We start from the raw sequence: 23,827 nt of genomic DNA, 5'->3' as shown, positions 1-23,827 counted from the left end.
ATAAAACACTCGTGACCCGCTCCCAGCGGGAACCACTTGTCTTTTCCCCAGACAGGTCGCCTATTTTCGCAGGGTGCCGCCTTTTACAAAAGTGGGCATGATCCGCACCGTTCTTGGAGCCGACGCCTCCCCATCCAGGCGGTCCGTCACCAACCGGGAGAGCTTGCGGGCGAACAGATCCACATTGGGCGCATAGCAGGCTGGCACCGGGATCATGTGCTCCAGCAGTGGATCATGATCCCGGCAGACCACGGCAATCTCCTGGGGCACGCCAAGGCCGCGCTGTTGCAGCCAGCCCAGCACGGTCAGCAGATGGGGCACGTGAAAAACAAACAGCCCGGTGGGCCGGTTTCGTGCGCTGAAGACTCTCTCCAACCCCGTCACCACACTCTCCACGGTGCCCTGATGCAGCACCGTGATCACCGGACCTCCCGCCCCCTGCTCGAAACCCACCACGCTTTCCAGATCCCCGGCAATTTTGGTATCTGGCCGGACAATCGCCAGACGCTGATGCCCTGCAGCCAACAGACGCCCCGCGGCATGCCGGCAGCAGGCGGTAAAATCCACATCCACAGACGCCAGTTTAATCTCTGGATGCAGGGATCCCGCCACCACTGCCGGAAGACGACGCTCCGCATACCAACGCTGCATCTCCATGGTGGATCGATACAGCACCCAGGCGGCCGGGCGGAGCCGGGCTCGAAGGGCTTCCAACGCCGCTCCAGGCTGCCGACGGTAGGCTGCGGCACATTCTTGAAACTCCAGCAGCCAGCCCCCATCTGCCAGATGCTCACGCAGCTTGTCCATCCACAGCACGGCGGCCGCCGGGAGTTGGTGAGCAGGCACAGCAGACACCATCACGACCGCCCGTTGGCTCATCGGCGGACCTGCCTCCCTTCCTGCGGAGGCAACGATCTCCCGGCGGCGCCCCTGCCCACCTTTCAGCCAATGATCCTGCTCCAGTTCCGTCAACGCGGCCCTTAGCGTCACCCGGCTCACCTGCAGCCGTTGGGCCAGCTCATGTTCCCCAGGCAGCACCCCCACCCACTCCCCTGCCAGGATGGCCTCCCGCAACACATCAACGGTCTGCGTGACCAGGGAGGATCGGCGAGGAAGACGGTGCATGTAGGCGACAAGCTAAAACTTCAGCCCCCAAACTCAATAGGTTAGAACCTGTTTGGATAAAAACGCTGGGGGTGTTGCGAGGCATTTTGAGTCTGGACAAGGCGCGAAGAGGGCGTGAATCGAGATTCACAACCGATGAGCAACGCCGTCCAGGCTCAAAAGGGCCGCAACCTGCAGGGGCAGGCCTTCATTCCGGCGAAGCCGCACCTATCTCGTTCCCTTGAAGCAACCTGCCACACCCAGGTGTTTTTATCCAAACAGGTTCTCAGTCCAATCCCTGCAACGCCGCCATCACCTGATCCACATGACCGGCTGGCTTCACTTTTTCCAGCACCGCCTTGATCAGACCATCCTTGCCAATCACAAACGTGCTTCTTTCCGTGCCCATGTACTTCCTGCCATAGAGACTCTTCTCCACCCACACGCCATAGGCGTTCACGATCTTGTGCTGCTCGTCGCTGATGATGGGAAACGGCAACTCGTGCTTTTTGATGAACTTCTCATGGGACTTGATGCTGTCCACGCTCACACCCAGCACATGCGCCAGCTTCTTGAGACGTGCCCACGAATCCCGCACATCACACGCCTGCGTGGTGCATCCCGGAGTGTTGTCCTTGGGGTAAAAGTACAGCACCACAGGCTTGTTCCTCAACTGGCTGAGCGTCACCTCATCGCCAGAGGCATGGCCGCCGCCTACGATGGGAGCGGTGAAGTCGGGTGCAGGGGTGCCTGGGAGAGGTTTGCTCATGCCCACTTCCTACATCCTCCCGGCCACCCGTGCCGTAAAGATTTGCAACCCAAGGTTACCGGGGTTAAGGAAGCGATCCCCTGTGACTGTCGCCAATCAAATCACCCTGGCCCGAATTCTCCTCATCCCCGTGTTTGTGGGGTTTGCGGTGTACTATTCGGACAGCGTGAAAACGGGGCACCCCAATGAGTCTCTCCGCTATTGGGCCATGGCCGTGTTTGCCGCAGCCGCTTTGAGCGATGGCATCGACGGCTGGGTGGCCCGGCGCTTCAACCAGCGGAGCAAACTGGGCGTCATCCTTGATCCCCTGGCGGACAAGCTCCTGCTTATGTCCGCCATCATCACGCTCAGCGTCACGGCTTGGCCGGCGAAGCTGCCGCTCTGGTTTGTCATTCTCTATCTCACTCGCGAGGTGTTCAGCATCGCGGGTGCCTTTGTCATCAAACATGTGGCTGGCTCTGTCCATATCCAGCCTCATTGGACGGGCAAGTCCGCAACAGTCGGCGAAATCGTCGCCGTCAGCGTGGCCATGCTCAATCTCACCCCCCTCGTGCTGCCTGCTTCCATCGTCGCCGGCGTCTTCATCTTCAGTTCCGGCATGGTCTATCTGGCTGTGGCGGTCCGTCAAATTCAAGCATCCGGTCATGGAAATCCAGAATCCTAAAATGGTCGCTATCGTCGGCCGCCCCAATGTGGGGAAGTCCGCCCTGTTCAACCGCCTCGCTGGCAAAAACATCGCCATCGTGCATGATCGCCCAGGCGTCACCCGTGACCGTCTGGTCGCTACCTGCCGCAGAGGCGTGGTGCCCTTTGACATCATGGATACGGGGGGCATCGGAGCCACCATTGAGGACGAGTTCGCCGCCCAGGTGCAGGCGGAGGCCAACCTCGCCATGGAGGAAGCGGATCTCATCCTCTTCGTCGTGGACGGTGTGGAGGGCGTGACGCCCATCGATCTGGAACTGTCCCGTACTCTTCGCAAGAGCCCCAAACCCATCATCCTGGTGGTCAACAAGGCGGATTCTGACAAGCGCCGCGCCCATGGCGCGGAGTTTGCCAAGCTGGGCTTCAATCTCCTCGTGGACGTCAGCGCCGCTCATGGTCTGCGCATCGACGAGCTCATGGCGCTTACGATCACCAAGTTGGGCCTTCAGGCAGCAGATGGCAGCACAGAACGCGTCAAACCTGCCAAGTACCCGTCCCGAAACAAAACCAAGAAGGCCAACGCGGAGGCTTCAGACGAGGAAGCAACGGAAGGAGACGAAGACGAGGCCGCGCCCGCCCGCCCGCAGAAGCCGCTCCGCATCGCCATCGTGGGCAAGCCGAATGCCGGCAAGTCCTCCCTGGTCAATGCCATCTTGGGCGAGCAGCGCACCATCGTCAGCGAAATCGCTGGAACCACCCGCGACGCCATCGACATTCCGTGCACGGTCGCAGGAAACACCTACACCCTGGTGGACACCGCCGGATTGCGCCGCAAAGCGAAGATCCAGGATGCGGTGGAATCCTTCAGCGCCATGCAGGCCACGAAGTCCATCCGCCGGGCGGATCTTTGTCTCCTCATGGTGGATTGCGCAGAAGGCATCAGCATGCAGGATCGCAAGATCGCGAGCCTCATCGTCGAGTACCAAAAGCCCTGCATCATCCTCCTCAACAAATTCGACCTCTACCATCCCACCGGGAAAATGAAGGATCGTACGGAGGAGTTGCTGGAGAACGCAGGGCGCGAATTTTTCTTCCTGCGCCACGCTCCCATGATCCCGGTTTCAGCCAAGGAGAAGCAGTTCCTCGACAAGGTCTTCAAGGCCATTGAACGCGTGCACCACGGTGCCAAGAACCCTCCAGGCACCGGCGTGCTCAACCGCATGCTGCAGAAAGCCATCGCCAGTTCCCCTGCCGCGGTCGGCCGCTCCGGCAGCTCCTTCAATCTCCTCTACGCCACCTTTAGGAAGGAAGACGAGCCCTCCGCCATTCCGGTGCCGAACATCGTGCTCTTCGCCAACCGTGCGGACAAGCTTCAGGAAAGCTACCTGCGCCACTTGGAGAGCACCATCCGCGAGGCTTGGCCCGCAGAAGGCCTCCCCTTCCAGTGGACCATCAGGGGGAAAGAGAAGAAGGCTGACCTGAAGTCGAAAAAGAAGAAGGGACGCTGACCGACCCGCCAGCAGGCACATGCTCACACTGGGCCAGCAGCACCCGCTGCAACGGCCCCGTCTTGCCCCCCTCCAGCGTGGGTTCATGGATGAAGTAGAACTGCCAGGCCACCACCTGGCTTAGTCCGCCATGCTCCTCATTCCAGTGCCGCACCCGCCAGTCCCCATAGGCTGGGCGGAACTCGTGATACCGCTGGAGCCACAGATTCATCAGGTACTTCTGCCAGCGGGCGTCCTTGAAGGTGGAGCTTAGCCGGGATGGCTTGCTCCAGTCTGTCACTTCGCCATTCCGCAACAGGTCCACCTCGGAACCGTCCGACAGGCCCGCCCGCAGGACAAACCAACCATCCTCCCGGGTCGGGAAAGGCGCAAACATGCTCCAGTGCTGATCCAGTCTGAGCGCGAAAGCCATTCCGTTCAGGGATCGCGGAAAGAACTTCTCCCAACGCGGGAAGTCCGTTCCTCGCAGGTTCCAGAGGAACACATACCCCAGGCAAACGGAGGTAAAAACCACCGTCACGGGAGGGGTCCGCATGGCTGGCGACAACAGCAGGTAGGAGTTGCTCTTCCCGCCTGTTCTGAGGCGATCCCACCAGGAGCCGGGTAGCAGCGCCAGCCAGGCCGCGATCATCATCCAGGGGAAGGCCCCAATGTTCATGCACAACCCGATGCCCAGGTGAAGCACGATGAAAGCGATGCAGAGAATTCCGCGCAGAGCTGGCGACCGCCCCGTCAGGAGCAGGAGAAACGGCCCCACCAGTTCCAGCGAGACCGTGCCCCGAGTCAGCCATCGGCAAAGTTCCGCGTGCTCCCGGAGCCACACTCCCACCGGCAGGGCAAACAAGTCCAGATGCAGGGCGGTTTGCAGAGCTGTACCTTCCACGAACCAGGCCCCGCGATCCTTCATCACTGCCGAGAACACATAAATAAACCCCACCTGCATCACCCAGCACACCGCCGGGAACGAGACCCATCGCACCGGTAGAGACTCCTCTCCCTGCCGAGAACGCCTTTTCGCATCACAGGACCACCAGGCTCCCAACGGCAGGAACAAACTCCAGAACAACAGAAGCCGCATCACCGCATCCGCTCCATTGCTCACCAGGGGATTCCGAGTCTCCAATGAGCAGGCCAGCACCCAGCAGAGAAAATTCATCCAGCGGGTGCGCCAGCCCACCACCAGGCCCACCCCGGCAAGCAACTGCGCCGTCAGGAGCAACTTCTCAAAGCCCACACCGCCATGCAAGGCATGCAGCGACCACTGGGCCGGATTCTCCCACAGGCGATCTTTCAGCACCTGCCGGGTCAGCACGCCCGCGTCAGAATAAAACGCCTCCACGTTGGTGATCGCAATCCCCACATCCACCAGAATCAGCAGCCCCAGACCCATGCGGAATAGAGCCAGGGATCTCAGATCCAGAGCAAAAGCCTCCCCCAACTCTCTGACAATCTTCCGGAGGAATGCCAGCCCCCTCCACCATCCACGAGCCCGCCCGCCGGTCTCAACCGGGTCAGAAATGCGGGCGGAGGAATTCTGCATCCGCTAATATTCTACATGCCTTATGGAAACTCCACTGGCAATTCCCGTGCTTGATTGCGCGTTCTTCAAAACCCCGTCGAACGTTTCTTGATCCCGCACCCGTATTTCGACTAGCCTCATAGCCACTCCCAACAATGACCCGGTTTGTACGCAGTTATTTCCACACGGAGCGGGATGCCGTGCGTGCGTCGCTCTACACCACCGTTCGGGCCGGGCACCTGACCGCCGACAAAACGCACCACATCGAGCGGGAAACCCTGGCGGGACACGAGTTGGTGTACTGCCTGCGCGGTTCGGGCACGGTGCGCGTGGCAGGGCGTGTTCACCGGGTCAAGGCACGAGGACTCTACTGGGTCTCCTGCTGGCATCCCCACCAGTACCAGGCCGACCCCCTCCACCCTTGGGAACTGTACTGGGTCCGTATTGAGGGACCCGGGCTGGATGCATTGGCCTCCCTGCTCCGGATTCGGGAAACTCCCGTCTTCCCCCTGCTGGACGATGCTGCAACGAAGGCCTGCTTCATGGATGCGTTCAACATCCTGGAGTCCCCCAGCCCCAATGCCCCGGCCTCCATGCACGTGGCCGTCGCCCGCCTGCTCTCGCTTCTGTACGAGAACCGCTTCAAAGACGGCGGCCAGGACGCGGAGCCCGTTCCCAGCACCCTGGAGCGCCCGCTCATTCGCATGCGCCAGCATTATGCCGACGCCCTGCGCCTCTCGGACCTTGCTCACCTGGCAGGCATGAGCGTGAGCCACTTCATCCGCACCTTCAAGCGCACCATGGGCACCAGCCCCATCGACTGGCTGAGACGCGAAAGGATGAACCAGGCCAAACACCGCCTCATCGATACCGACGAGCCCATCAAGGAAATTGCCCGGCAGTGCGGCTATCGGGACCCTTACTTCTTCAGCAAGGACTTCAAGAAACTCACCGGCCTCCCCCCGACGGACTACCGGGTACAAGAGCGGGGCCGGGCCCACGAGACCTCGTAAGCTCCCTCATCGGAAAAGGGCAATGCCCATCGCGATGAGCAGGATGACGGCGGTGAGCCACCACAGGGGTTTCAGCCCTCCAAACACTGACTTGGAGCGCTGACCAAACTCGCGGTGCATGAACTCGTCGTAGTCAAATTCGTCGCTGGGCAGATCCAGACCGTCGTAGTCGCTCGCGGCCAGATTCCAGCCCGTGCGATGATCCGCCCCGCACCCCCGGCAGGCAGGTGCCCCTGGAGGCACGTCTTCCCCGCACACGGGGCACACCTCAGGCGTGCGCGGACGGCTGTTGTGATATCGCTTCTTCACTGACACTGCCAACGTGCCATAACGTTCGGTGGATTCAACCCGTCACGAGCAGGCGAGGATCCTCTTTCCCGGCCAGTCCGCGTTGCAGTTTGGCCAGAGGTTCCTCGACTCGCCCTGCATACCCGGCAAAAGCTTGCGCCAGACGGTCTTGCCAGCGCATATGCATCTGGTTGAAGACCGTGCAGCCCCACAAGAAAACCTCGCGCCCCTTGCGTCTCGCCCGGAGTCGCTCGGACTCCATCAGCGGCCCCGCCAGTTGGTTGGGATCCACGTCATAGTTGCCGTGGAGGGCCAGAAGCAGCTGACCCAGCAGGAGGAAAGGGGCATCGTCCGCACACCAGCGGGCCGTCACCACACGGGTGTGCATTTCCTCATACACCTTCCCCAGCAGCCCAAGCAATGCCTCGTCGCCCAATTCCCATGCATCATCGAGCAGGCTGATGGCCAGATAGTTCGGAGGGAGGTTGTCATCCGGCCCCTTGTTGCCTGAGCACATCGCCGCCCCCACCGCATTGGCAAAAATGCGAAAACGGCGGAACCGATCCGGGCTGGCCTCCTGATCCGCCTCACCCCACTGGGTCAGCCCAATGGTTTCCGTGATGTTGAAGCTATAGACCTCCGGCACCTCGCGGGCATGATAAATCGCCGTGAACTCATGGATGTATCCCGTCCCACCTTGCTCCTCCGGGCAGAATTCAAGGATGTCCTGAGGCTTCACATGACTCAAAGCATCTTGAAAAAGCTGCTGACTGGCGGGGTTCATGGTGAATGCATGTCCATTCCGGGCGGGCCGTGACAGTCGGACCAGCCATTAATTTTGCAACCAGTTCGGCAAAATTGCATCGATCCTGCAACTCCGCGGAAAGTCTCTTCCGCGAAGGTCTGGTGCTTTTTCGATCTGGCAGAGCCTGGCTAAACCTCTCCGAGATGCATTCCATCATCCTTCACTCCCGCTTCACCATCTCCAACATGCTCACATCCACTCTCATCTGCCGCGCCCTCGGTGTGTTCCACCCATTCGGCACATCGTGATAGCCAATCCACAGGTCCCCCTCGGAGGGACCTTCAATGACATAGGGATAAGTCACACTCTTTCCCCTCACCAACGGGACTGAGGGAGACCAGTTTTTCCCATCATCGGCGGAGATCGCCAACTGGAGCTCCCTTCTCGCCTTGGATCGCTGATTCCAGACCAACGCCACTCGCCCGTCTCTCAACCGGGTCAGGCTGGCCGGTGCGGAGGAGGCATCGATTGTCGTAGGCACAGGCACCGTCCAGTTGAGCCCGCCATCTGAAGAATGCGATTCCCAGAAGACTTTGCGGGTGGTGCGAATCAGCATCCAAATCCGCCCGTCCTTCAACGGCAGCACCGCCGGTTCCAAGGCACCTTCGTGATCTCCTGCTCCACCAATGTCCAATGGCGCGCCCAGATCCCAAGTCTTTCCGCCGTCCGCGGAGATGGCCACGCGGCTGACCAGCCGTCCCGGATTGTTCACGTAGTGGGAAAACGGCACCACCAGTTTCCCATCCGCCGTTTCAACAGCCCCATTGGTGGCTCCGCTATAACCGTTGAAGATTCTCTGCGGCACCGACCATGTGGCACCCTGGTCCTGGCTTCGCGTCGTCCAGATATCGCTGGAAGTGTCCGAGGTGGGATTGACTCCATGCCACGCCCACTTTTTGAATCCGAGATAGAAGACATGGATCGTGCCATCCTTGGAAACCAGCACGGAGGGATGAGAGGGCTGACAATCCGGATGACGGGCCACCACCTGCTCCACCTCCCACCTCTTGCCACCATCAAGCGTGCGTCGTGCGGCAATCCACACCGTGCCAGGCTTGCTGTAGTAGCTGGAGGGGGTGGAATACACCGCCATCATCGTGGTTCGATCCTTCAACAGCGCCAGCCCACTCCCCAAAACGGTGTCATGCGGAGAATCGAGAGTGATGTCCCTGGCCGCAGGATGGATGATTGCCGTGGCCCCACTCGACTGCCAGGCGGGGGCTGCCGTGATCGGCAGCTTTCTTTCCTTCGCCATCTTCAGGAGAGCAGCCTTGAGCTGGTTGCCCACCACACGATGTCCCTCATCGTTGGGGTGCATCCCGTCCGCGAGCAGTTGATCCACACTCCCTTTCATCTCCGCCGCTCGTGCGACCATGGCAGGCGGCACATCCACCAGCCCCACCTTCTCTTCAGCCGCGATGAGCCGCACCTTCTCAGCGTAAGGATTCAGTGTGACATTAAAGCCATCCGGTTGTTCCGGCAGGTAGGGCTCGCGTCCGTACATTTCCTTGAGCTTGGCCGTCCAGCGCAGAGGGTTGGGCGTCATCAATACCGCCTCAGTCTTTCGGGCCTTGAGGGTCTGCACAAAGTATCTCAGGTTCGCCTCATACGTATCGAGAGTCACCCGGGGCCCCGTCGCTGCCGGTTTTTTCCAGACATCTACGGCTGAATCATTGATTCCGAACTGAAGGATCACGATCTCAGGATTCTTGGCCAGCACATCGCTCTCAAACCTCTGCCTCGCCATCGTGGTCGTGTTACCAGGCACACCCGCATTGATCACCCGCACCTGCCGCAGTTCCTCCTGCAAAAGGAGAGGATAGACCGTGACCGCCCCACGTGGCGCGGTGGTGGAATCTCCAAAGGCCACAATGGTGACAGGAGCCCCCTGCTCCTGGCCCGTCAGACGAAGAGCTGCCCCCACCATCACGAACCCCAGCCCAAGTCGCAGCCACCAATGAAATCGTAAAGCGCTCATGCGTCCATCTACGGCCACCACCGGGGTGACTTGCAGGAATGTCCTGGTCACAATCCTTGACCAGACTCCTAACCCCCTTCCACCTCCAGATGACAGCGACGTCCCAGCCAGGCAACCATTCCCACAAAGGCCAGAGAACCAGCCGCGATTCCCAGGCAGTAAAGCGCCACAATGGGATACCCCCCAACCACCTGGGGGTTGAGGAATGGATACGGGTACCAGCTTGCCCACGTGCCACGGAGCAGCGACCAACCTGCGTAGGCCAGCGGGTACACGGCCCAGCGGGTGGCGCAGTGAATGAAGGTCATGTCTTTGCTGCGCGGTGGATCCATCAACCAGTCCACCACCATCACCAGAGGCATCAGGCGATGCAGCACCGTGTCCACCCAGGGAATGGTGGTCTGCAAAGCCTCCTGGTAGCCCGCAAGCAAAAGGCCATAGACCACCCCCGTGATGCTCATATAGAGCACCGCCGCCCCTCGAATCATATTCCATGTATTCAAGCCATGACCGGCTCTGCCTGAGCTTCCCCCTCGCAACAAGACAGCTGCGGCAAAGAGGTTGCTCTGAATCGTGAAAAAGCTGAAAAAATTGACCGCCGGGAATTGGCGGACTCTGTAACTTTCATAGAACTGCACCGCGATCGCAGAAAGAGCCAGCAAGGAGAACCCCAGACGGGCCCATCGCAACGTCAAAGGAGCATTTCGTGGTGATTGCGTCACGGTATTCCTCCTTCACCCGGCACAGCGAGCCGTCCCGCCCGAATGGCGGCGTCAGCGGGATTGAACATCGCAAAATAAGGCGAGTTGATCCACCCGCGGGTCGGATGCAGAAACCAGGAACGGGCCTCACCTTCCCGCTCAAATCCCACGGATTCCAGCAAGTTCACGCACCGAAGGTTGAGGCTGTCACACATGGCATTGATCTTGAAGACGCCCAGTTCCTCAAACAGAATCGCCGTGACTGCCGCAACGGCCTCCCGTCCATATCCCTTTCCTGCATGGGGATGATGAATCACCACTCCCAGATTGACACTGTAGTAGGGCAGCACGTATCCCACCGGCACGAGTCCAATCACCTTTCCGGTCTCCTTCAATACCACTTTGAAAACCAACCTCCCGGACTTCTTGAACCCGGAGGGAAACCGTCCTGCCCGGATCCTGCGACGGGTTTCGCGGGGAGTGTTGGGACTGGAGATCTCGAACCCATAGTTTTCCGGATCTCGGTCGATCTCGTGCACCTGACGCCAGTCGCGACGCACCGCCAGATCAATCTCCAGCCGGTCGGTCGTGCGAGCAAATGTCGGCACATGCACTGGCTCTCCAGCCCGGCGTGGCACAACCACAAAGACGCCACACCAACCGCACTTGATGAGCCGTCCCACAAAATGCTGCTCCACCTCGTAAGGCGCACGGCAGCGGCAATGAAAAGCGTGAAGGGGCTGAGTCATGCAATGAATGCAGCGGCAAGGCCACGACAACACGACAGGGTCATCTGACGATCACCTCGACCATCTCGCGGGTTTCTTCGGAGAGGCCATTCCATTCCTCCGCTTCGACGAGTTGCTCGGCGTGCATCTGAGCAAGCAACATCAACGCAGTGGATCTCTTGGGGTTGTCAAAGATCCGCGCCATCTCTCTTTGGGTTTGTCGTGCAAACTCAAAGACATCAATCAGGCGCTCCTGCGGATTCTTTCCTTCAGCCACGGCAAGCTTCTGCAAGGCATCCAGTCTGCCTTGAGAAAAGCGCTGGAGAGCGGCCTGATGGATGAGCCTGAACTTCTTCCAGTCCGATTCCGGTAAATCTCTAAACATGGTGATCAAAGAATTGACTCATGCTATCCAAAACTTCTCTGCAGGCAACCACAGTCCGCCTCACCGCTACTCCATCGCATCCCAGATCACCTTGGTGTCGGTGAACTGGCGAAAGCGCTGCACCCGGCCTCCGATGAGATCGTAAATATGGGCGGCCGGTGAATTGAACGTCTTGCCCGTCAGACGGTGCCTCCCTCGATAGCGCCCGACCACGACGATCGAGTTGCCGGCATCAAGGTACCGTTCGACCTCGTACTTCCAGTCCTCCCAGGTGTCGTCAAACGTCCGGAACACGCCATCCACCACCGCCTGTGGTCCATGCCATGTGGCCCCCCGCGGAAAGCCCTCGTTCTGGACCCACTCCAGGTCCGGCGCACAGAGAACGATAAAGGCATCGTAGTCTTTTTCGCGGAACGCCTTGTACAGGTCGTGCACAATCTGAAGGTTGGTTTTCACGCCAACGAGATACGTTTTCCAGTTCTCATCTGGTGCGTCAGCTCATTTTTTATTCATACGTCCACCGGGCCTTCGTAGTCGCTCAAATCAATCTGACACCATCGGTCGAAAATCAACCCGGCTTGCGAAGGCTGCGGGCAATTCTCAAGGTCTCTTCATCCGGCGGTGTCACCACCGGAAAACCCGCTTCATCAAACGGCAGGTGAGAAGTCTCCTCATGAAACTCTGCGGCCGTCATAGGCTTGAAGTGCTCTCGAAAACCGCCAACAGGATCATCTTGGCAGACCCAATACCCCGTCCCATCAAAGTCACGCACGACCCGCGATCTCAACATGCGCTCGTAGACTGCCGAATAGGTCTCCCCAATGGCATAGTCCTTTCCGCGACGAACAACCCTGTGCTGTAAAATTTCCTCGACATAGCTTTTCGCAATCAAGAATCGGCGCCCCTTGATCGTGGCAACCATCGTGAACCCAAGCATTTCGCTGACCATCTCGATTGCCCTTGGGGAAAAAGGTCCTCGATCTGCGAGGTAAGCACAGGTGAGCTCTTTGTCCGAGATGAAGCAGTCCCCCACCGGTCCCATCCAAGGCTCAGGATGGTCGCAAAACCCAAGGTGGTGAAGTAGAAGCGTGAGATAGCGGTGCATGCGAGGAATCGTGATCGTGAGTTCAATTGGGACCCACGTTGCTGCCAGCCTCCTCTGCCACCTCCTTGATGTGATCCAGCACCCGCTGATGAATCTCATGAATGATCGTTTCCGACACTCGTCCCCAATACCACTGCGGTGCCATCTCGTGACGATACCAGGTGGTGCCTTCCAGGATCACTTTCCCATCTTTCTCGATGAGCCGGAACTGTCCGCGTTCAGATCTCAAATGGCCGTGCAGATGGGCGGCGTCCACATGCTCATAGGGTGAGAACTCTTCCGTGGGGGCCGGACTCGAAGTGACGTCAAAGGCCAGCAGATGAGGAGCATCCCACTGGGTGATAGGCTCCACGAAATCCCCTGTCGAAAAGGTGCAATAGCGGATGGCCCCCTTACCAACGCCTTCGATCCTGGCCTCAATCGGACAGGCGATGCCCGCCTTGAAAATCCATGCTGGCTCGGCGGTGATTCGCGGGAAAGCGACGACGACATCCCAGACGCGCGCAATCGGCGCATCAATCTCCACCGAGGTAACCACCTGACGCAGCGGTGGGGAAAAGGGTGTGCGGCCCTCAAAGGCCACCAAACCCGGAAACATGACCACCGCGAGCAACGGTACGAGAGTTCCAGCCCCTTTCGAAAAGGATGCCCCCGCAGCAATGCCAACCAGCGCGCCGATGAGACTGGTCAACATGGCGAGGGGCAGTGCCATCAACAAGCAGATCAGTCCGTCCATCGCCACCAGCAGGATCATCAGCCCCAATACCAGCTGCGAAGCAACGGCTCTCCCGTAGGCCCTGCCGTAAGCAACCTCCCGGCGATACGAGGTGCAGAATGCCGACAGAAATGAAACCAAGATCGGCACCCCGATGAAAAGGACGAGGTCATAGCGCTCGAAAGCACGGATCCCATACACCGCGGCTCCAAAACCCACGAGCGCAGGCACCAGAATGGCGAACCAAGGATTGCGAAGGACTGTGGTCATAGATGGAGTTCCAACCCTCCCATCCGGAACCACAGGCTCCAACTTATGCCATGGAAAAAAGCCCTGCGCAGTGCGTCACGACTGCGGAGTCTGCGTGCCGATGATCCCGGCGAAGGTATCGGCCTTCCGACGCGGTTTCACTCCCGGGCCGGGCACCTCGGGCAGCGTGGGACGAGAAGCGCCCGCCCGGTTCTTGAAGGCGTGGAGGGGAGCACGGATACGAATCTGGGCCACCACATAGCCTTCCGATGGTCCAATTGAGAATTCGGTACGCCCTTCCCCCGGATAGAGCAGTTCCAGGCGTCGCTGAAGGTTGCTCAGCCCCACGCCACTGGCAGGACTTACATCCACACGTTCCACCGTTGGCTTCCAGACGCTATTGCTCGTCACACGGATCATCAACTCACGTTCCATCGCCAGAAAATCCGGCACTTCGCTGTCGAAGATCATCTCTGCCACCTCCTGTAAGTCTGGGGCGGCTTCCTGCTCGTGCCGCTCGCCGTGCACAGGGCGCATCCGCAAATCTTCCAGCACGGCGTCGTCCCCCGCCTGCTTCCGGTGGTCCACCTGGATCCAGAGGTAGAGAGGGTGATTGCCAGGGGCTCGATGTTTGATTGCGTTCTCCACCAGTGGCATCATGAAAACACCTGGCACGGGGATGTGCCGGCTGGAGGCCTCGTCCACATCCATCCTCACAATCAGGTCATCGCCAAAGCGGGCCCGCTCCACCTTCAGGTACTCGCCAATCGCATCCAACTCCTCCCCCAGCGGGACCAACGGCTTGTCCCGGTTGGCCAGGCAGAATCGCAGGTAGTCAGACAACCCTCTGACGACAGGAATCACCTTGGTATTGCCGTGAGACAGGATGGTGATGGCATTCAGAGCATTGAAAATGAAATGAGGCTCCAGGTGCGCACGCAGCATGAGGAGCTCCGACTCCCTCTGCCGGGCCGCCGCAAGTGCGAGCCGCTTCTCATTCCTCTTCGCGCGAATAAAGGCGCGCAGCATGAAGAACATGAGGCCCCAGAAGAAAAAAATGATGAAATGCAGCCAAAAAGATGCCGCCACGAAAATAGGCGCGCTCACGTTGCCCCGTCCCATTCCCAACATCCTGAACAACCATTCCGCACCATAGCCATCCACGGCGGCGGTTGCCGCCGCCAGCCCCACAAGCAAGGGTGCCAACTGCACCGGCTTTGCCTTCTGGGCAAACGGACGGCGGTAAACCCACCGCAAGCCAAGGCAGAGCAAAAACCCCAGCAAGTCACGACCCAGAAAGAAGATCATATCCGGCACGAGGCTCTCCCACTCTCCCCCTGCCGGCTTGGCGATCACCACCCGCACAGGCAGCATGCTCAGAGAAAACAACATCCAACCAGCGCAATGAAACTTCCAAAACAAGGGCATCCTCTGGAGAAACTGGAACACGACGGGGAAATAGGTTGCGGCGAAAGAAAGAAGCCAAAACGGCACCACACCACTTCTCCGCCAACCCCGGGCACCTGTATTGGTTGCTACGTGCTACAGATAAGAAGAACCCTTGGCAATTATTTTCAGTCAAACAATTAAATTCTCTGATAGATCGCCCTATTTGCGATTTTGTCGCGGCGCGGTATGGCATACGACATTCATCCTATGTCCTTGATCCACCGGCTCTACCCACTCCTTCGCCCCCTTCTCTTTCAGCTCGACGCAGAAACTGCCCATGAGTGGACGGTGAAACTGCTCAAAATGGGGCATGCGCTGGGGATGCTGGAAGGAGCTGAGTCTGACGCACCCTCTCAACCTCCCATCAAAGTCCTCGGCCTGGAGTTTCCAAACGTGGTGGGTCTGGCTGCGGGTATGGACAAGTCGGCTGCCGCCGTGGACGCTTGGGGTGCGCTTGGCTTCGGCTTTGTCGAGGTCGGCACGCTCACCCCCCGCCCGCAGCCTGGGAACCCCACCCCCCGCCTTTTCCGGCTTATTGAGAAGGAAGCCATCATCAATCGAATGGGCTTCAACAATCCCGGCATCCAGGCCGCCGTCGCCCGGCTCGAGAAGCGGCAGGGCACCGGAATCGTGGGCGTGAACATCGGAAAGAACTTCGATACTCCCAACGAGAAGGCCGTGGACGACTATGTGACCTGCCTGCGGGCGGCTTATCCCGTGGCCGACTACATCGCGGTCAATATTTCCTCCCCGAACACCAAAGGCTTGCGGGATCTGCAGGCCGAGGAACCGATCCGTCGGCTGGTCGGAACTTTGAAAGAAGAGCAACAGCGTCTCGCCGCCCGCCACGGCGACAAGAAGCCGCTGCTAGTGAAGATTGCCCCCGATCTGGAGCCCGCCCAGATCGACAGCCTGGTACGTGTCTTCACAGAACAGCAACTGGATGGCGTGATCGCCACCAACACAACCATCTCCCGGGAAGCCGTCGCAGGTCATCGCCTGGCGGATGAAGCAGGCGGGCTGAGCGGAGCGCCTCTCACCACCCGATCCACCGAAGTCATCGCCACCCTGCGCGCTGCCCTTCCCACCTCCATGCCCATCATCGGGGTGGGTGGCATCATGACGGCAGCCCAGGCTCAGGCGAAATTGGATGCCGGAGCTGCCCTCGTGCAAGTGTATACCGGACTCGTCTACCGGGGTCCGGCTCTGGTGCGCGATATCGCTGCACTTACCGTCTCGGGCAAAAATTGAGGGAATAAGCTCCAACGAGCGCCCTCCCATCTTCGTTCCAACTAGTGTGAACCTCTCCCCGCTGACAACATTTCAGCGGTGACAGGCGTTACTCCCCTATGTCTATGACCGCCTTCCCGCCCCAATCCCGACGGCACAGCTTGCTCCTCCTGGCCCTGCTCGCTCTTTTCCTGGCTCCACTCGGGGTGCGAGCTCAGTTCGGTCTCGAAAACAAACCGGTGACTGGTGATCTCGTTTCTGAGCTGAGCACCGTTGGTGCGGGCAAGCCCTTCAAGGTGGCTGTCAAACTTGAGCATTCGCCCACCTGGCACGTCTATGGGAAGACCATTCCCGATGGCGCCCCCGGCCTGCCCACCCGGGTCACTTGGAAGCTGCCGGAAGGCTGGAAGGCAGAAGAGCTTCCCTGGCCTGCCACCCATCGGATTCAGTCCACAGGGGGCGTCATGATGGATGCCTACGAGGGAACAGTCTATCTCCCCTATCAGATCACCCCTCCCGCCTCTGCGGCGGCGGGCAGTGAAGTGAAGCTGGAGGGTCAGGTGGACGCGCTCGTTTGCGATCCGCAAACCTGCATGCCGGTGAAGCTGCCATTCACCCTCACTCTTCCCCTCGGCAGTGAGCCCGGCGTGAATGCCGCGAACACCACCATCTTTGCGTCGGCCGGACCGGAAAAAGCGGCACCGAACCCGCCCCCGGTCGTGGAAGCCAAGCAGCCCGAAGCGACTCCGGCAGCGAAGACCGCCCCTCCGGAGCCTGCCCCCGTCCCGCCCGCTCCTCCGGAAGCAGGCAAGGCAACCGCCCCGCCGCAAGCCGAAGGCGGACTGGCAGGAAAGCTCCTACTTGCTTTCGCAGGAGGATTGATCCTAAACGTCATGCCCTGCGTGTTCCCCGTCCTGGGAATCAAGATTCTCGGGGTGGTGAACCAGTCTGGGGAAGACCATCGCAGGGTCGTCCTGCACGGGCTGGCTTACACCCTAGGGGTGCTGATTTGTTTCTGGATTCTCGCAGGAACCATCCAAATTCTCCGCTCAGGAGGCACCCATGTTGGCTGGGGAGCCCAACTACAGTCGCCCGTATTCGTCCTGCTGCTCACCCTCTTCCTCTTCGCCTTTGGCCTGAATATGGCCGGTCTGTTTGAAGTAGGCACCTCCGCCACAGCGGTTGGCAGCGGCCTCACGCAGAAGGCAGGCCTGGGTGGCTCCTTCTTCTCAGGGCTGCTCGCCACGATCGTGGCCACTCCTTGTGCCGCCCCTTTTCTGGCTCCCGCCCTGGCTTACGGGCTTGTGTTGCCTCCTCTCCCTTCGCTCCTGTTCTTCACCGTCATCGGACTCGGCCTCTCCTTCCCTTATTTGCTTCTCTCAGCCTTTCCCAAGCTCGTGGCACTCTTGCCCCGCCCGGGTGCCTGGATGGAGAGTTTCAAGCAGGCGATGTCTTTCTTGATGTTTGCGACCGCCGCATTTCTTCTTTGGACGCTGGCGGGCATGGTGGACGAGTACGGCCTGCTCAAGGCCATGTTCGGACTCGTTCTGGTGGGAGTGGCGTGCTGGATCTATGGACGCTGGCAGCTTCCCTACAAATCTTCCCGCACACGCCTCACCGCCTCTATTCTGACACTGGCATTCACCATTTTCGGCACGGCCCTCGCCTGGCCCGAGCCCATCAAGAAGAACTCAAAGGCGGAAGAAAATGCCGTGCCAGCCCTCAGCTGGAAGGAATGGTCCCCAGAACTGGTGGCCCAGCTCCGCGACGAGAAAAAGCCAGTGTACATCGACTTCACAGCCCGCTGGTGCGTGACCTGCCAGACAAACAAACTCGTGTACCGCGATGACGCCTTGCGCAGCGAGTTTCATCGTCTCGGAGTGGTGACTCTCAAAGCTGACTGGACCAATCAGGATGAGGTCATCTTCAAGGCCCTCCAGGAACTGGGAAAAGCCGCCGTTCCCGTGAACGTGCTCTATGTCCCTGGCAAGAAGGAACCGGTGGTGCTGAGCGAGCTGCTCACTGTGGCCCATGTGAAAGAGACCCTGGCAAAGATCGAACAGCCAGTGGCCGTGGCCAAGTAAGCGTTGAGCCTCCGCTCCCCACGATCTGAGACCTGTCACGAGCCTCCGTCCGATTTTGGGCGGAGGCTTTTTGTTGGCAAGAGATGGCGGAGAGATACGGGCTGCAGCAGATCCAACATCTGGCACAAAAAAAGGTGTGACCCGTTTCCGGGGCACACCTCTCTGAACTTGCTCAAACGGGTTTCAACAAACTACTTGCGGCCTTTTTCCTTCTCCTTGTCATCGTCTTTGTCGTGGCCGCGTTTGCCACCCTCACGACCACCTGCAGGGGGGGTGTCCTCCCGGCGCTGAATCTGAGGCTGGGGCTGGGGTCGGGATTCTTCGGCGCGGCGTTGCTGGCTCTGCATCTGTTGACGACGGCCCTCTTCCGCTGCACGACGGGAGCGCTCCGCGGCCTCACGTTGGCTGTCATCGCTCCGGCGGCGGGCATCCTCCATGGCCTTGCGCTGGCCATTCTCTGCTTCACGACGCTGGGCACCTTCTGCGGCAGCGCGCTGGCGATCTTGCGCTTCCTTCACAGCACGTTGCTGCTTTTCACGTTCCACATTCCGCATGCGCTCCTGCCCCTCATTCTGCTCACGTGCGCGGGACTCCATCGCCTTGCGACGTTCACCTTCCATCCGTTCCTTTGCGGCCTGCTCACTGCCTTCACGTTCACGCTGCGCACGCACCGCGTCGTCGCGCTTCTTGGATTCCATGGCCGCCTGGCGTTCTTTTTCCTGTTGCGCATCACCCCTCATTTTTTCCTCACGATCCCGCTGCATGCGTTCCGAGTCATCACGCTTCTTGGACTCCATGGCTGCCTGGCGCTCTTTTTCGCGCTGGGCGTCCACCTTCATCTTCTCGCCGCGATCTTGATCCACACGTTCACGGTCGGCCATCTCCTTCTTCTTGGCAGCATCTTCACCTTCCATGGCACGACGACGTTGCTCTGACTCGATGGCATCGCGACGTTCCTTTTCACGGCGGTCAGCCATGTCAGGAGGAGCACCACCAGGGCGGCCCACACGTCCATCTTCATCATTGTTGCGTTTGCGTTCGCGGTCATCCATGGCCGTGCCGCCGCGCTGCTCACGCAGCTTCTTCTCCTCTTCCAGACGGCGGGCGATATCCGCCTGCGATGCTCCGCCAGGAGTGACGCGTTCGTCCCGTCCACCACCAGGCAAAGCCCCAGGTCCGGTGCTACGGTCGTCACGGTTCATCTCACGTCCTTCGCGATTATCCCGCCCCTTCTGATCCCGGTCGTCATTTGCGCCAATCCGGCCATCCCGTTCCCGACCCCCGATCACTTTTTCTGGCATCACTTGGGGACGAGTCCGATCACCGTCCTGACGCATGCGTTCGCGAATGCGTTGAGCAACGGCCGGGTCCTTTACGCCGTCCCAGCCGCGGTCGATGCGGCGGTCCGTCACACGCTCCTTCACCTTGGTGGGTTCGCGTCGCTCATCGTCACGAAAACGACGGATGTTTGGAGCAGCCACCAGGAAATTGTCCCCCTCGCGGTGGTTGATGGCGCGGCCATATTCCTTGGGATCCCGGCGCATACGGTCGAAGTCAAAGTCGTCCCGCCGACGCAGCTTGAGTTCTCTCACTTCCCGTGCACTGCGTTCCCGCACAAATCCGTACTGGGGCCCGCCGATGTAAACGTTGTTCACGATCGAATCACGGTAGCTGATGTGCGTGATGTTGATCGAGTTGTTGATGATCGTGACGTTCCGCTCATAGGGCATGATCACCGTGCGCAGCCGGGGTTCGCCGAAATCACGGTATCTCACGAAATTGTAGCAGGAAGGTCCGATGTCGTAGTAATCATCGACCCAGGTATTGAACCCGATGGAGATCTCAAATCGTGCTTCGGGAGGCAGAGGAGCCCAGCCCACATACTCCTTGTCGGGAGTGTCACGCCAGGACACCCACGCTGGGGCCCATTCATACCCCGGGACCCACACCCACCCCACTCCGATGACGCGAGCCCATCGGCCATAGTGATAGGTGGCCCAGCCAAAGTCTTCGTTGGACACCCAGGTCCAGCCACCATCGGTGTGCGCCCAGGATCCATCGGAATAGGGACGCCACATCGCGTCATCCATGGCCGCATAGGGGCGCCAGCAATACCCGTAGTCATCCACTTCGATCCATTCACCGTACGGATCCAGGGAGTCGTAGAAGAGTTCGAACGAGACCGTTTCCTGTGCCTGCACGGCACGGGGCGGAAGAGCAACGCACCAAAGGGCGAAGCTTAAGAGTAGCAATGGAAGTGTTTTCATGGCGCAGCAAGGGGGTGTTGGAGTAAAAAGGTCTGGACCAGTCCCCGCCCATTCAGACTGGCCTGGTCTCCTTTCTATTCACTGGATCGCACTCCAATCCCCAACAGGCTGCGTCGAACCTGATCTTCGTCACCGACGCCCTCCGTCAGCGAGTGCAAGCTCGACGATGCAAAAGAGAAGGGCCACCCGAAAGGCAAGATTGCCAGCCGGAAGGCCCTGTGAAGAAACGGTTGATTGATGGGGAGACAGGCAATCGCCTATGCGGCAAATGACTCAGCAGACTCCTCCGCTACGGCCGTGCTGGCTCGATGGGCGAGCGGGATGGCAGACCAGATGGCCTTGGCCAATTTTTCGGGAGTATTGGCATCCCGCAGAGCCTTCACCCCCACGCGGCACTTCACCTCGCAGAAATAGGTGCTCTGGATGGGCAACTGCAGTTCCATCCTGGTCGTGGGATTGAGGGAGGATGAGAAGTACCCATCCTCTGGCAGGTCGCTCACGTCCTGGCCGATTTCCATGAGAAGCATCTCACGGAGTCGGGTGTGTACTTGAGCCAGCGTGATCACCAGCCGACCTCCAGCCGACACGCCCAACGTACGCTCTTTCACGGTGATCAGCCGATTGACCGTGATTCCGGCATAGTGGGCCGCTTCAAGAGCCCTGGGCCGGTCCGTCGCAACCACCGCACTTCGCATGGAGGCCGCACGCCTGCGGCTCTGCGGCGGGGTTTGGGGGATCGCACCTCGCCGATCTCCCGCCAATACATTTCTCTGTGCAGCGATGACGCCGATGTTCGAAGACATGGACGTCCCATTCAATGATTTCCGCGATTTCATGGGGTGATGGAGTCTTGAGGATTTGCCTACCCGAGCCACATGTCGGGGCTTTTTTCCACAATCCGTTTGGAGTACTGAAACGCACTGTGGATGACCTCTGTTGCCAGAGCAGCACGCCGTTGGAAATAATATTAGGCAAATGCCCTACCCTTCACAAGAATTATTTATACTAATTGCGGAAATTTTCCCAGCTCCCAGCCTTATAGCAATTTAGTTGCCAGAGGCTCTCTGGAGTGGCTCACTTGAACCATCGGAACAAACGGCCAAAAAAGCCGTCTTTTTTTTCCCGTGGCTCTGTTCGGGTGAAAATTCCCCCTCCCCCATGCACGGCGCAGGCTGACTGCGGCACCATTTCCACCGGAAGCTCATCGGTGTACGCTTGCCCGGCCTGCTGGCAGGCAGCCGTGGCGAGTTGTCCACTCACCCGGCAGAGGGTCACCTCGCTGTCCAGAGCCTCCGCCGCCAGAGCAACGGGTTTGTAATCGAGCGCCACCGCTGACTTCATGACATCCGCCCACACGGGGAGCGCCAGTTTGCCGCCATACCCGCCTGGGGCGATGGTCTGCGGAATGTCCAGGCCCACCCAGACGCCGCAGGTGATCTCGCCAGTGTAGCCGACGAACCAGGCGTCCTTGTAGTCATTGGTGGTGCCCGTCTTTCCACCCGCCCTTTCCTTGAACCCATACTCACTGCGGGCGGGGGCTCCGGTACCCTGGTCCATCACCTTCTCCATCAGACGGCGTGTGGCATTGGCGATGTAGTGAGGCATGGCAATCGCCTCCAGCACTGGGGTGGAGTAGATCACCTCCCCTTCGGAGTCGGAGATGCGCTCGATAAGAAAGGGCCGCCTTCTCACCCCTTGATTGGCAAACACGCTCATCGCACTGGTGAGCGACTTCAGACTGGTTCCCATGTTCCCGATGTAGATCTGGGGGGTGATTACCTGAGGCTCGCCCAAGCCGGAGTCCCGCAGAAGCGCCAGCACATTCTCCATGCCGGCATAGTTTCCGACCCGCACCGTCATGGCATTGCGGCTGCGCACGAGGCCAACCGACGCGGGCTGCCACCCCAGGAACTTCCCATCAGAGTTGCCCGGACTCCAGTTCGTGTCGGTGTCTTGCAACTCGCCAGGGCGGATCGGCGCATCCTCCACCAGGGTGCCGGGGAGGAGGCCCTGCTGAAAAGCAGCGGCGTAGATGAACGGTTTGACCGTCGAGCCGATGGGCCGGGTCCCTTGAAGGGCCCGGTCAAAGCGGCTCTGTGTGTAGTCCCGCCCGCCCACGACCGCCAGGATCCCGCCGGTGTGATTGTTCACTGCCAGTACCGCCCCTTGGAGGTAAGGTACGGACTGAGGTTCCGTCGCTCCATCCCAGGAGGCATCAAACTGGGCCTTGGTCGGGTGACTGTAGCTGCGCTGCTTTTCCACTTCCTTCAGTCGCTTCTCCAGGGAAGCTTCAGCCGACGCCTGAATGTCCTTGTCCAGAGTGGTGTGGATCACCAAGCCGCCGTCTTCCACATCCTGGTCATTGAGGATCAGTTCCAGATCGCGGCGCACTGCCTCCATCATGTAGTTGTCCTGGGAGCGAATCACGGGCAGCGCTGCCACCACAATGTCCTCCTTCATGGCGGCATCGGCCTCCTCCTGGCTAATGGCCTTGGTGGCAACCATCCGCTTCAGCACATCGTCCCGCTCCTTGAGGGCTCCTTTCCAGTTTCTGAAAGGGGAAAAGCGGTTGGGGCTGCGGATGATGCCAGCCAGCATCGCCGATTCACCGGGCGTCAGTTCGGAGGCCGACTTGGCGAAGTAGGCCTTGCTCGCACGCTCGATTCCATAGAGCCCGCTGCCGAAGAAGATGCGGTTCACATAGAGCTCAAGGATCTCTTCCTTGGACTTCTCGGCCTCAATCCGCCTGGCGAGCATCACTTCCACCAGTTTGCGATTGAGAGTCTTCGCATTCAGCCCGTCGAAGCTGTTGCGGGCGAGCTGCATGGTGATCGTACTCGCCCCCTGCACCGCCCGTTTGTCCTTCAGGTTGCGCACCGCCGCCCGCAGCACCCCGATGTAATCCACCCCGCCATGGTCATAGAACCGGGCATCCTCCCGGGCCAGCAGCGCCTTGATAAAGAACGGCGAGACCTTGGTGAAAGGCACCACCACGCGATTCTCCCCATGCAACTTGCCCAGTTCCCGCCCCTTCACATCCAGCACCACCGAGCGCTGCGGCATCTCGCCCAGCTTGGCGATGTCGTACTGCCGGGCCATCTGACCAAACACAACAAGCACCGTGGTGCCAGCGGCAGCCCCAAGCAGGAGCACGATCAATCCCAGTCGGGTAAAAATGCGACGAAAACGGTGGCGCGGAGCTTGAATGGGCTCGGGAGTCGGCAGAGCGGGATCGGTCATGCGGGATGGGATTGGAGTTCCTCTCACCTGTGCTTCCACCAAATG

General features: G+C 59.8%; 21 protein-coding genes. 5 read left to right on the top strand and 16 right to left on the bottom strand.

All coding sequences use genetic code 11. The features are described from left to right. Positions 1–60: 60 nt before the first annotated feature. Together BV034_RS11000 and bcp are read right to left on the bottom strand one after the other, a co-directional pair. A complete protein-coding gene (locus BV034_RS11000; RefSeq protein WP_050026957.1) occupies positions 61–1,125 on the bottom strand; it encodes a substrate-binding domain-containing protein in 1,065 nt (354 codons plus the stop codon). Between the two features lie 265 nt (positions 1,126–1,390). Further along, on the bottom strand, positions 1,391–1,873 hold the full coding sequence (bcp, locus tag BV034_RS10995) for a thioredoxin-dependent thiol peroxidase (protein WP_050026955.1): 483 nt from the start codon (positions 1,871–1,873) through the stop codon (positions 1,391–1,393). An 82-nt stretch (positions 1,874–1,955) separates the two neighbouring features. On the opposite strand from bcp, the gene BV034_RS10990 reads away from it, so the two are divergent. Beyond that, positions 1,956–2,537, top strand: coding sequence for a CDP-alcohol phosphatidyltransferase family protein (locus BV034_RS10990; RefSeq protein ID WP_050026953.1), 582 nt, complete (start codon positions 1,956–1,958; stop codon positions 2,535–2,537). A gap of 1 nt (position 2,538) precedes the next feature. Continuing rightward, a complete protein-coding gene (gene der, locus BV034_RS10985; RefSeq protein ID WP_050026952.1) occupies positions 2,539–4,026 on the top strand; it encodes a ribosome biogenesis GTPase Der in 1,488 nt (495 codons plus the stop codon). Here der and BV034_RS10980 read toward each other — a convergent pair. After that, a complete protein-coding gene (locus tag BV034_RS10980; RefSeq protein WP_050026950.1) occupies positions 3,971–5,566 on the bottom strand; it encodes an HTTM domain-containing protein in 1,596 nt (531 codons plus the stop codon). The two genes, der and BV034_RS10980, sit on opposite strands and share 56 nt — an antisense overlap. A gap of 134 nt (positions 5,567–5,700) precedes the next feature. On the opposite strand from BV034_RS10980, the gene BV034_RS10975 reads away from it, so the two are divergent. Next, positions 5,701–6,558 (top strand): AraC family transcriptional regulator, encoded by an 858-nt coding sequence (locus BV034_RS10975; RefSeq protein ID WP_050026948.1) that lies wholly within the window; start codon positions 5,701–5,703, stop codon positions 6,556–6,558. Between the two features lie 6 nt (positions 6,559–6,564). Here the strand turns inward: BV034_RS10975 and BV034_RS10970 are convergent, their stop codons facing one another. From BV034_RS10970 to BV034_RS10925, 10 genes are all read right to left on the bottom strand, one after another. Next, positions 6,565–6,867, bottom strand: a complete 303-nt coding sequence (locus tag BV034_RS10970) for a zinc ribbon domain-containing protein (protein WP_050026999.1) — start codon at positions 6,865–6,867, stop codon at positions 6,565–6,567. A 34-nt stretch (positions 6,868–6,901) separates the two neighbouring features. Continuing rightward, complete coding sequence (locus BV034_RS10965; protein ID WP_050026947.1) at positions 6,902–7,630, bottom strand: hypothetical protein; 729 nt, start codon at positions 7,628–7,630, stop codon at positions 6,902–6,904. 181 nt (positions 7,631–7,811) lie between these two features. Then, on the bottom strand, positions 7,812–9,629 hold the full coding sequence (locus tag BV034_RS10960) for an exo-alpha-sialidase (RefSeq protein ID WP_081887734.1): 1,818 nt from the start codon (positions 9,627–9,629) through the stop codon (positions 7,812–7,814). Positions 9,630–9,697: 68 nt separating this feature from the next. Beyond that, positions 9,698–10,267, bottom strand: a complete 570-nt coding sequence (locus BV034_RS10955) for a Pr6Pr family membrane protein (protein ID WP_265592871.1) — start codon at positions 10,265–10,267, stop codon at positions 9,698–9,700. Between the two features lie 80 nt (positions 10,268–10,347). Further along, positions 10,348–11,079 (bottom strand): GNAT family N-acetyltransferase, encoded by a 732-nt coding sequence (locus tag BV034_RS10950; protein WP_081887733.1) that lies wholly within the window; start codon positions 11,077–11,079, stop codon positions 10,348–10,350. 40 nt (positions 11,080–11,119) lie between these two features. Further along, positions 11,120–11,452 (bottom strand): hypothetical protein, encoded by a 333-nt coding sequence (locus BV034_RS10945; protein WP_265592870.1) that lies wholly within the window; start codon positions 11,450–11,452, stop codon positions 11,120–11,122. A 57-nt stretch (positions 11,453–11,509) separates the two neighbouring features. Next, on the bottom strand, positions 11,510–11,899 hold the full coding sequence (locus tag BV034_RS10940; protein ID WP_050026936.1) for a nuclear transport factor 2 family protein: 390 nt from the start codon (positions 11,897–11,899) through the stop codon (positions 11,510–11,512). A 112-nt stretch (positions 11,900–12,011) separates the two neighbouring features. Continuing rightward, complete coding sequence (locus BV034_RS10935; protein ID WP_050026934.1) at positions 12,012–12,548, bottom strand: hypothetical protein; 537 nt, start codon at positions 12,546–12,548, stop codon at positions 12,012–12,014. A gap of 22 nt (positions 12,549–12,570) precedes the next feature. After that, the gene (locus BV034_RS10930; RefSeq protein WP_050026933.1) at positions 12,571–13,533 is read right to left on the bottom strand and encodes an SRPBCC family protein; all 963 of its coding nucleotides are present in this window, start codon (positions 13,531–13,533) and stop codon (positions 12,571–12,573) included. 75 nt (positions 13,534–13,608) lie between these two features. After that, positions 13,609–14,904 (bottom strand): histidine kinase, encoded by a 1,296-nt coding sequence (locus tag BV034_RS10925; protein ID WP_050026931.1) that lies wholly within the window; start codon positions 14,902–14,904, stop codon positions 13,609–13,611. 243 nt (positions 14,905–15,147) lie between these two features. Between BV034_RS10925 and BV034_RS10920 the strand changes: the two genes are divergently transcribed. Together BV034_RS10920 and BV034_RS10915 are read left to right on the top strand one after the other, a co-directional pair. Then, positions 15,148–16,212 carry a quinone-dependent dihydroorotate dehydrogenase gene (locus BV034_RS10920; protein WP_081887731.1) on the top strand — a complete coding sequence of 355 codons (1,065 nt, stop codon included), beginning with the start codon at positions 15,148–15,150 and terminating at the stop codon, positions 16,210–16,212. Positions 16,213–16,310: 98 nt separating this feature from the next. Next, complete coding sequence (locus BV034_RS10915; protein WP_081887730.1) at positions 16,311–18,275, top strand: thioredoxin family protein; 1,965 nt, start codon at positions 16,311–16,313, stop codon at positions 18,273–18,275. Positions 18,276–18,466: 191 nt separating this feature from the next. Here BV034_RS10915 and BV034_RS10910 read toward each other — a convergent pair whose 3' ends face one another. The 3 genes from BV034_RS10910 to BV034_RS10900 form a co-directional block, all read right to left on the bottom strand. Continuing rightward, positions 18,467–20,542, bottom strand: a complete 2,076-nt coding sequence (locus tag BV034_RS10910) for a DUF6600 domain-containing protein (RefSeq protein WP_265592869.1) — start codon at positions 20,540–20,542, stop codon at positions 18,467–18,469. 257 nt (positions 20,543–20,799) lie between these two features. Continuing rightward, on the bottom strand, positions 20,800–21,345 hold the full coding sequence (locus BV034_RS10905) for a hypothetical protein (RefSeq protein WP_050026924.1): 546 nt from the start codon (positions 21,343–21,345) through the stop codon (positions 20,800–20,802). 271 nt (positions 21,346–21,616) lie between these two features. Next, complete coding sequence (locus BV034_RS10900; RefSeq protein ID WP_050026922.1) at positions 21,617–23,782, bottom strand: transglycosylase domain-containing protein; 2,166 nt, start codon at positions 23,780–23,782, stop codon at positions 21,617–21,619. Positions 23,783–23,827 lie beyond the last annotated feature (45 nt).

Origin of the sequence: Verrucomicrobium sp. BvORR034 (genome assembly GCF_000739635.1) — a bacterium.
GTDB lineage: Bacteria > Verrucomicrobiota > Verrucomicrobiia > Verrucomicrobiales > Verrucomicrobiaceae > Verrucomicrobium.
Note: the sequence above shows the minus strand (reverse complement) of the source record. Positions and strands in the feature narration are given on the sequence as shown.

Excerpts from the sequence above, each read along its gene's own strand:
- BV034_RS11000 (WP_050026957.1), bottom strand. The coding sequence starts at position 1,125 with ATGCACCGTCTTCCTCGCCGATCCTCCCTGGTCACGCAGACCGTTGAT.
- bcp (WP_050026955.1), bottom strand. The coding sequence starts at position 1,873 with ATGAGCAAACCTCTCCCAGGCACCCCTGCACCCGACTTCACCGCTCCC.
- der (WP_050026952.1), top strand. The coding sequence starts at position 2,539 with ATGGTCGCTATCGTCGGCCGCCCCAATGTGGGGAAGTCCGCCCTGTTC.
- BV034_RS10980 (WP_050026950.1), bottom strand. The coding sequence starts at position 5,566 with ATGCAGAATTCCTCCGCCCGCATTTCTGACCCGGTTGAGACCGGCGGG.
- BV034_RS10975 (WP_050026948.1), top strand. The coding sequence starts at position 5,701 with ATGACCCGGTTTGTACGCAGTTATTTCCACACGGAGCGGGATGCCGTG.
- BV034_RS10965 (WP_050026947.1), bottom strand. The coding sequence starts at position 7,630 with ATGAACCCCGCCAGTCAGCAGCTTTTTCAAGATGCTTTGAGTCATGTG.
- BV034_RS10960 (WP_081887734.1), bottom strand. The coding sequence starts at position 9,629 with ATGAGCGCTTTACGATTTCATTGGTGGCTGCGACTTGGGCTGGGGTTC.
- BV034_RS10950 (WP_081887733.1), bottom strand. The coding sequence starts at position 11,079 with ATGACTCAGCCCCTTCACGCTTTTCATTGCCGCTGCCGTGCGCCTTAC.
- BV034_RS10935 (WP_050026934.1), bottom strand. The coding sequence starts at position 12,548 with ATGCACCGCTATCTCACGCTTCTACTTCACCACCTTGGGTTTTGCGAC.
- BV034_RS10930 (WP_050026933.1), bottom strand. The coding sequence starts at position 13,533 with ATGACCACAGTCCTTCGCAATCCTTGGTTCGCCATTCTGGTGCCTGCG.
- BV034_RS10925 (WP_050026931.1), bottom strand. The coding sequence starts at position 14,904 with ATGTTGTTTTCTCTGAGCATGCTGCCTGTGCGGGTGGTGATCGCCAAG.
- BV034_RS10920 (WP_081887731.1), top strand. The coding sequence starts at position 15,148 with ATGGCATACGACATTCATCCTATGTCCTTGATCCACCGGCTCTACCCA.
- BV034_RS10915 (WP_081887730.1), top strand. The coding sequence starts at position 16,311 with ATGTCTATGACCGCCTTCCCGCCCCAATCCCGACGGCACAGCTTGCTC.
- BV034_RS10910 (WP_265592869.1), bottom strand. The coding sequence starts at position 20,542 with ATGAAAACACTTCCATTGCTACTCTTAAGCTTCGCCCTTTGGTGCGTT.
- BV034_RS10905 (WP_050026924.1), bottom strand. The coding sequence starts at position 21,345 with ATGTCTTCGAACATCGGCGTCATCGCTGCACAGAGAAATGTATTGGCG.
- BV034_RS10900 (WP_050026922.1), bottom strand. The coding sequence starts at position 23,782 with ATGACCGATCCCGCTCTGCCGACTCCCGAGCCCATTCAAGCTCCGCGC.